General features: G+C 67.2%; 1 protein-coding gene. It reads right to left on the minus strand.

Annotated features, from left to right (window positions below):
- Nucleotides 1-9 precede the first annotated feature (9 nt).
- Entirely contained in the window at nt 10-1,089 is a 1,080-nt protein-coding gene (locus JKG67_RS18310) for an IS110 family RNA-guided transposase (RefSeq protein WP_203338802.1), read from the minus strand.
- Nucleotides 1,090-1,350: the final 261 nt, after the last annotated feature.

The following is a 1,350-nucleotide window of genomic DNA, read 5'->3' on the forward strand; positions in this document are numbered from 1 at the left end:
GGGACGCTCCTATGTTGGGTCAAGGGGTCGGTGTTCGAGTAGTCGGTAGAGGTCGCGGGCGATGTAGCGCTTGAGGCAGCGTCGGATCTCTCGGGGGTTCTTGCCTTGGCTGGTTCGTTTCTCGGTGTAGTCGCGGGTGGGCTGGTGGCGTCGTTGCCGGGTGATGGCGATGGTGTGCAGGGCGCGGTTGAGTTGTCGGTCGCCGTAGCGGTTGAGCCGGTGCCGGTTCACGACCTGTCCGCTGGTGGCCTCGATCGGTGCAACCCCGGCGAGCATGGCGAATCCGGCCTCGGAATGGATCCGTCCTGGGTGGGACCAGGCGCACAGCACTACCGCGGCGACGATGGGGCCCACGCCGATCTGGTCGAGCAGGTCGGGTCGCCAGTCCTTGATGATGGCCTTGATCTGCTTCTCGTAGGCGTCGGCCTCGGCTTGTAGTGTGCGGGCGCGGCGGGCCAGGTTACGCAGCACGGTGACGGTGGTGGTGGTCTCCAGGTCCCAGGTGGCCTGGACCCGCAGCGCGATACCGGTGGCGACCATGGACTTGAGCTTCTTCTGCCCAGCGAACCGGGCCCGGACCGCTTCTGGGGCCGCGATGACCAGACTGAAGAGCTGCCGCTGGGCGACACCGGTGGCTTCAACGGCAGACCGGCGCGCAGCCAGCAGCACTGACAGTGCCTGACGCTCCACCCCCTGACGCGGGGTGCCCACTCGGGTCCGCGAAAGGGCCTCGCGGGCGGCACGGACCGCGTCCAGCGGGTCGGACTTGGCGCCGTTACGGCGCTTGGCCCGCTCCGGACGGTCCAGCTCGATGACCACCTCGCCGCGTTCACGCAGATACCGAGCAAGGCCAGCGCCGTGGCTACCGGTGCCCTCGATCGCCCAGGCACGCAGCGTCCCATGCTCCCCGGCCAGGTCATCGGCCCACTCAACGAGCTCGGCGTAGCCCTGACCGGTGGCCGCGATCGTGAGGTCCTCGATCACCCCACCCGTGCCCGCGGCGACCATCGCCGCGCTATGAGTGTGTACGTGGGTGTCGACCCCGATCACGACATCGACAACCTCGGTAAGTCTGGTCAGACTGTTCATGCGTTTCTCCTTGCCTAGAGGGACGTGAGATGTCCCGGCCCAGGTGGAGTCCGGCAAGACTGTGATGGGACACGCACGGCGCCGTTAACGCCGTCCGGTCAAGCTCCTGATCAGGCCAGTCGCTCCCCTGGGCCGGGGCCGGCGACCACGACCGGACAAGTCCCAGGAAAGGCACGAAGCCAGTCTCGATATGAGTCACAACCGCGGTCACCGACCACAGCCCACCAGCACACGGGCTGCAAGGAAAGACTCACAGTCTCG

It is taken from the genome of Nocardioides limicola, from assembly GCF_016827675.1.
Lineage (GTDB): Bacteria > Actinomycetota > Actinomycetes > Propionibacteriales > Nocardioidaceae > Nocardioides > Nocardioides limicola.

Coding starts and splice junctions, on each gene's coding strand:
- JKG67_RS18310 (WP_203338802.1), bottom strand. CDS start 1,089: ATGAACAGTCTGACCAGACTTACCGAGGTTGTCGATGTCGTGATCGGG.